This is a genomic window from Streptomyces sp. NPDC004542 (assembly GCF_040610035.1).
In the GTDB taxonomy this organism is placed as follows: Bacteria; Actinomycetota; Actinomycetes; order Streptomycetales; family Streptomycetaceae; genus Streptomyces.
The window spans coordinates 1-6,044 of sequence record NZ_JBEXLP010000159.1 but is presented as its reverse complement, the minus strand read 5'-3'; the positions used below and the strand labels follow the sequence as shown (position 1 = coordinate 6,044).

Annotated in this window: 4 protein-coding genes; all 4 read right to left on the bottom strand. The window is 66.4% G+C overall.

Translation table 11 applies throughout. From position 1 onward, the window contains the following. Window positions 1–144 precede the first annotated feature (144 nt). The 4 genes from ABZX30_RS37305 to ABZX30_RS37290 all read right to left on the bottom strand — a co-directional run bounded on the left by ABZX30_RS37305 (window position 145) and on the right by ABZX30_RS37290 (window position 5,891). Window positions 145–1,134 carry an ABC transporter permease subunit gene (locus ABZX30_RS37305; RefSeq protein WP_355942662.1) on the bottom strand — a complete coding sequence of 330 codons (990 nt, stop codon included), beginning with the start codon at window positions 1,132–1,134 and terminating at the stop codon, window positions 145–147. Beyond that, complete coding sequence (locus tag ABZX30_RS37300) at window positions 1,131–2,036, bottom strand: ABC transporter ATP-binding protein (protein ID WP_355942660.1); 906 nt, start codon at window positions 2,034–2,036, stop codon at window positions 1,131–1,133. The genes ABZX30_RS37305 and ABZX30_RS37300 overlap by 4 nt, the downstream gene beginning before the upstream one ends. Then, window positions 2,033–2,422, bottom strand: a complete 390-nt coding sequence (locus ABZX30_RS37295) for a GntR family transcriptional regulator (protein WP_355942658.1) — start codon at window positions 2,420–2,422, stop codon at window positions 2,033–2,035. Before ABZX30_RS37295 ends, ABZX30_RS37300 begins: the two co-directional genes overlap by 4 nt. Before the next feature lie 202 nt (window positions 2,423–2,624). Next, window positions 2,625–5,891, bottom strand: coding sequence for an amino acid adenylation domain-containing protein (locus ABZX30_RS37290; protein WP_355942655.1), 3,267 nt, complete (start codon window positions 5,889–5,891; stop codon window positions 2,625–2,627). Window positions 5,892–6,044 lie beyond the last annotated feature (153 nt).

Genomic DNA, 6,044 nt, shown 5'->3' with positions numbered 1-6,044 from the left:
AACATCGCGAGCAACGACGCCTCCCCGCCCCCTCGTAACCTCCCCCCCATGGATGGTCACCACCCGGTAAACTGTTGGGGGTCCTGCGACCGGCCGATGTGCTGGTCGCTGACCCGACTGTCAGTGCGCCACCTGTTGGCGGTCTCAGATGAGAGGGTGGCGGATCCGCTTGAGGCAGAAGAGGGCCAGCAGTCCGGCGAGCACGAGGTATCCGGCCAGCTCGATCCACTGGAACGTCCAGTAGCGATCCGCGGGCTGGTAGCTCACATTGAAGTGCAGGTTCTTCTTGCCCATGCAGGCCACTTCCTCCGCGTAGTTCGAGCCGGAGGAACAGTCGCTGATCTCGGATTCGGTGACCTGCTTGCCCTGCGCGTCGAGCAGTTCGTTCTCGGAATCCAGTACCCAGGCGCCCGGGATCGCGAAGTCCACGACATTCACACCACTGTTACCGGTGTTGATGCTCGGGCTCTGGGAAATGTCTCCGCTCATGGCCACCGTCTCCTTGACGGGTGGCTGGATGTGCGGTCGGACTGCGAAGGGCACCACGATCTGGACGGCCGCGAGAACCCCGAGGGTGACCGCCATGGCCGGCATCGTGCGACGTACCAGGAGACCGATCGCGGTCGCCAGGACGAAGGCGAAGAGGGCGTAGCCGATCGGGGTGATGTTCCGCGACATGAAGGACAGGGCACCGAACCTGTTGCCTTCCACCTTGTCGTACGGGCTGGCAGCCCAGGTGAGGAGCAGGCTGAGCAGGCCGATCAGAGCGGCACTCGCCAGGCCGATGAACGCGAGCTTGACGGTGAGCCAGCGGTTTCGGGTCACACTCTGGTTCCAGACCAGACGGTGAGTGCCTGTTTCCACTTCACGCGTGATCAGTGGTGCGCCCCAGAAGATCCCGATGATCGCGGGGACAACCACGAGTACAACGCTGACAAGAATGACTTGACTCTCGTACTGCCCCAGAAAGTGCTGTCTGGCGGATGAGCAGTTGGAGGTGCATCCCGCGACATCACTGTCGTAGGAGCTCCGGATCTGCATCCCGAGGATGACGATGTAGATCGCGATGGCGGCCAGGGCACCCGCGGCTGTGAGTGCCTGGACACGGAACTGACGCCAGGTGAGCCAGATCATCGGTGTGCCTCCAGCGACTTCGGAGCCGTCCCTGTCAGGGAAGCGTTTGCCGCTCGGCTCATGTAGGCGAGGATGATGTCCTCGAGATCAAGATGTGAGGCGGCCCCCGAGATGGAGTAGGGGATCGGTCCGGGTGAGTGCACGATCAGCGTGCTCTGCCGGGTGGCGTGCTCGGCCTGGATGACCTCGATCTCCGGAGGCAGGTTGTCGAAGTCTCCGGGCGCTCCCACCAGGCGGTAATGGTGGGCCACGAGGTCATCGGCCTCACCGGCCATTTGAACGCGACCCGAGCCCATGACGATCAGGTAGTCGCAGACCCGCTCCAGGTCGCCGAGCAGGTGCGAGGAAAGCATGACGCTGGCCTCGAGTTCCGCCACGAACTCCATGAGGTTCTGCAGGAACCCGCGCCGGGCCAGCGGGTCCAGGGCTGCGACCGGCTCGTCGAAGATCAACAGCTCTGGCCGTTTCGCGGCTGCCACAGTCAGGGCGAGTTGGGCACGCTGGCCCCCGGAGAGACCTCCGGCTTTCTGGTCGAAGCCGAGGTTGAGCTGCCGGATCCGCCGCTCGGCCAGTTCCTGGTCCCAGCGCGGATTCAGCTTGGCGCCCATCCGGAGATGCTCGGCGATGGTCAGGTTCGCATAGACCGGGGTGTCCTGCGCCACGAAGCCGACACGCGCTAACTGCGCCGCGCTGTCCGCCGGTTCGCTGCCGAGCACCTTGATTCTGCCCTCGGTCGGTTTGACCAGCCCACAGGTCAGCCCCAGAAGTGTGGACTTGCCGGCGCCGTTCGGGCCGACGAGACCGATGACCCGGCCCATCGGAATCTTCAGATTGCAGTCGGTCAGAGCCTGATGGCGTCCGTACCGCTTGCCGAGGCCGTCGGCCTCAAGGACGAGCGTCATTTCCTCACCTTTACGGCAGTTCGGAATGTGGTCATGAAGAGAGCCTCGATGCTCTCCGCGTCGAGCCCCGCGCGGTACGCCTTGTCGAGCCACTGCTGCAGCTCCTGACGCAACGGCTCGTGCGCCGCAAGAGAGTCATCCGTGAGGGTCCGGGTCACGAAGGTCCCGACTCCCGGACGTGGTGACACAAGGCCCTCATGCTCGAGTTCTCGATAGGCCTTGAGGACGGTATTGGGGTTGATCGCCACCTTGGCGACGACTTCCTTGACCGTGGGCAGCTGGTCCCCCACGTTCAGCAGGCCCAGCCGCAGAGCCTGGCGGACCTGCTGAACCAGCTGCGCGTACGGCGCCACACCGGTCTGAACGTCCACGTGAAAGTCGATCAAGGCGCTATCCCCTCCCTCCTTCATTTAACTAGGACCCTAGCACAATAGGTAGCTAGCGGCGTTGAGAATTCGAGAGACGTGACGGCTGTGCTCGGCGCAGGACCGGTGGGACACGACGAGGCCCCGTCCGAACCGTTCGTTCGGACGGGGCCTCGTCGACTGTCAGGACGCCTCGGGAGCTACCTCAAGCTTCGGTTCACCGTCACTGCGAGCGCAGCCATTGCGACACGACCTCCCATGCCGACGCGAGCACGTCCGGCTGGACCATGTCCGAATGCTCGCTGGGCAGACGCACGACGGACATCTCCTTGGTGATGTAGGGCTCCCATGGTGCCGTCGGGCGGAAGCTCGCCGGCTTCCCCTGCTCCGCGACGAGCAGCAGCGCATTCCCGTCGAACCGGCCGTACACATGTTCCGCCTTGATCACCGCGTTGTTGCGGTACGCGCGTGCCATGAGCGCGAGTTCCTCATCCGTGAAGCCAGTGAGAAGGTGGCCCAGGTCGGCACGGATCCTGCGGACCAGCTCGGTACTGTCGTCGAGCTCGGCGCCGCTCCCATCGTCCGCTTCGACTGCTTCCTTCTCCCCGTCCGGCGCATGCTCTTCAGCGCCGTATGCGTCCAGTCGGCCCGGCGGATAGGCGTCCATGAGGATCAGTGACACTTCCTCACCTTCGGCGCGCAGCCGTACGGCCATCTCATGCGCCGGAGTCCCCCCGAAGGACCAGCCCACCAGGTAGTAGGGACCGGTCTCCTGCAGCGAGCGGATCTGCTCGACGTACCCGGCAGCCATCTCCGCCACGGACCGCGACAGGTCGACCTTGCCGTCGATCCCCGGAGCCTGGAGCCCGTACAGCGGATGGTCGTCCGGTATGGAGCGGGCGAAAGGCAGGTAGCACCAGCTCAAGCCGCCTCCGGGATGAACGAAGAAGAAGGCGGGTTTGGTACCGCCGGTCCGGATCCGGAGGAGTCCGCCCAGCGCGTCCTGAACGGACGACAGGTTCAGCGTGCTCATCAGTCGTGCCGGCGTGGGATTCGTGATCAGATCGCGCATCGACACCGACACACCCCTGGCCCGGAGTTCCTCCATCAGCGTCACTGCCAGGAGCGAGTGCCCTCCCAACGCGAAGAAATCATCGTCGACGCCGAATGCCGGCAACCCGAGAACCTGAGCGAAGGCCTCGCACACCGCCTCCTCGAGCAGGCCGGCGGGGCCTCGACTCCGCGACGGAGCTGCGACGGACCCCGCTGTGTATGCAGGCGCGGGCAGAACCCTGCGGTCGAGCTTGCCGTTCACCGTCAACGGCAGCGCATCCAGTACCACGACCGCCGACGGCACCATGTACGTAGGCAGCCACTCGGCCGCGAACTCCCTTACAGATCCGGCCAGTGCGTCGTACTCGGAGTCTCCATCGGCCGGAACGACATAGGCGACCAGACGCTTGTCACCTGGGACATCCTCGCGCGCGAGGACCGCGACCTGGCTCAGCTGCGGATGGCCGTCGAGCACCGACTCGATCTCGCCCGGTTCGATCCGGAAGCCACGGATCTTCACCTGGTCATCCGCACGGCCTGCAAAGGTGAGCTGTCCTTCGGCCGTCCACCGTGCCCGGTCTCCGGTCCGGTAGAGCCGCGATCCGTCGGCGGCGAACGGATTCGCGACAAAGCGCTCCGCCGTGAGTCCTGTACGCCCCACATAACCACGGGCCAGTCCCGCGCCGGCCACATACAGCTCGCCGGCAACACCCACCGGTGTCGGCGCCAGATGCTCGTCCAGCACGTACACGCGGGTATTCACCACCGGCGAACCGATCGCGACCGTTGATGCCTTGTCGTCGCAACGCCAAAGCGTCGCATCCACCGTGGTCTCTGTCGGTCCGTACGAGTTGAACATCGCCCGGCCCCGCGCCCAACGCGCCATCACTTCCGGCGGGCACGCCTCGCCCGCCACCACCAGAACCGTATCCGTGCTGATCGAGGTCTCGTCGAGGGTCGCCAGTACAGCCGGTGGCAGCGTCGCGTGTGTCACCCGGGCCTCGGTCAGGAACTCCGGCAGCGCGGGGCCGAGCCTCCGCTCGCCCGGGATCACCACCAGCGTCGCCCCCGACAGCAGAGCCATCAGCCACTCCCACCCAAAGGTGTCGAAGGCCGCCGACGCGAACTGCGCCACCCGCGCCCCCGGACCAACCCTCAGGTATCGCGCATGGCCCGCCACCAGGCTCGCCGCACCCACATGCGAGACCAGCACGCCCTTCGGCCGCCCCGTCGAGCCAGACGTGTAGATCACGTATGCCGGGTGCTCCGGTCGCAGCAGGCCGCGCTCGTCGCACGAGAGCGCCGCGGCGTCGAGCGCTGCCACCTCGGCGGCGACGGCCGCATCGTCCAGCACCACTATCAGCGAATCCCCGGCAGGTACGACCTTGGAAAGGGTTTCCGAGGTCAGCACGATCCCCACACCGGCGTCCTGCATCACGTAGGCGATACGCTCCGCCGGATGCTCCGCGTCCAGCGGCACGTACGCACCGCCTGCCTTCAGCACGCCCAGCAGCGCCACCTGCAGGTCCACACCTCGCTCAAGGCACACGCCGACCAGCGATTCCGGACCGACCCCCAGGCCGGTCAAGTACCGGGCCAGCCGGTTCGCGCGGGCCTCCAGCTCCGCGTACGACACCTCGACATGCCCCGACACCAAGGCCACCGCCTCGGGAGCACGCGCCACGTGAGCCTCGAACAGGTCCGGAACAGTCCCCACCGTGACTGATGCGTCCGTGTCGTTCCACTCCGTCAGCATGCGACGACGCTCGCCCGCGTCCAGAATGTCCACCGCCGCGAACCGGCGGTCCGGGGCATCCTGCAAAGCGGCCACCAGGCTGCCCAGGCACGTGTGCAGCAATCGGCAGATCAGCTCCGCATCCACCGCTGCCACCGCATCGACCGTGAGACCGAATCCGGTTCCGGCGTCGTCGACGGCCACGGTCACTGGGTAGTTGGTCACCTCTCGAGTCCGCACCGTACGGATTCCCTCGAGCCCGGTGGCACCCTTCTCCTGCCCGGTCAGCGCGTTCACGTTCTGCCTGTACCGGTAGTTGAAGATCGAGGTGAACAGCGGGCTGCCTCCCGCCACGCCACTGGCCTGCTGTGCCACGGCCAGCGGAGCGTGCTCGTGCACCAGGAGCTCCGCCAGCTGATGCCGCAGGTCCGACAACGCCTCGCCCACGCCGGACGATCCCACCCGCACCCGCACCGGCAGCGTGTTCAGGAACAGCCCCGGTATCCGGTCCGCGCCGGCCCCGGCGTTCATCCGCCCGAACAACACGGTTCCGAACACCACGTCATCCCGGCCGCTGACCGCCGCCAGCACCCGCGCCCACGCCAGATGGAACACCGTCGCCGCACTCACACCCAGCGAACGCGCCGCTTCCCGCACCTGTCCGCCGACTTCCTCATCCACGACAAGGTGCGCGCGCACCACACCACTGCCGTCGCCGTGGACGTCCAGGAGGCCGTACGGTGCCGTGGTTTCCTCTACGTCGCCCAGCAGCTCGGCGAAGTAGCGCTCATGCTCCTCACGCGGCACACCGAGGCGGGCCTGGGCTACGAAGTCACGGAACGGCAGCGGCGCCGG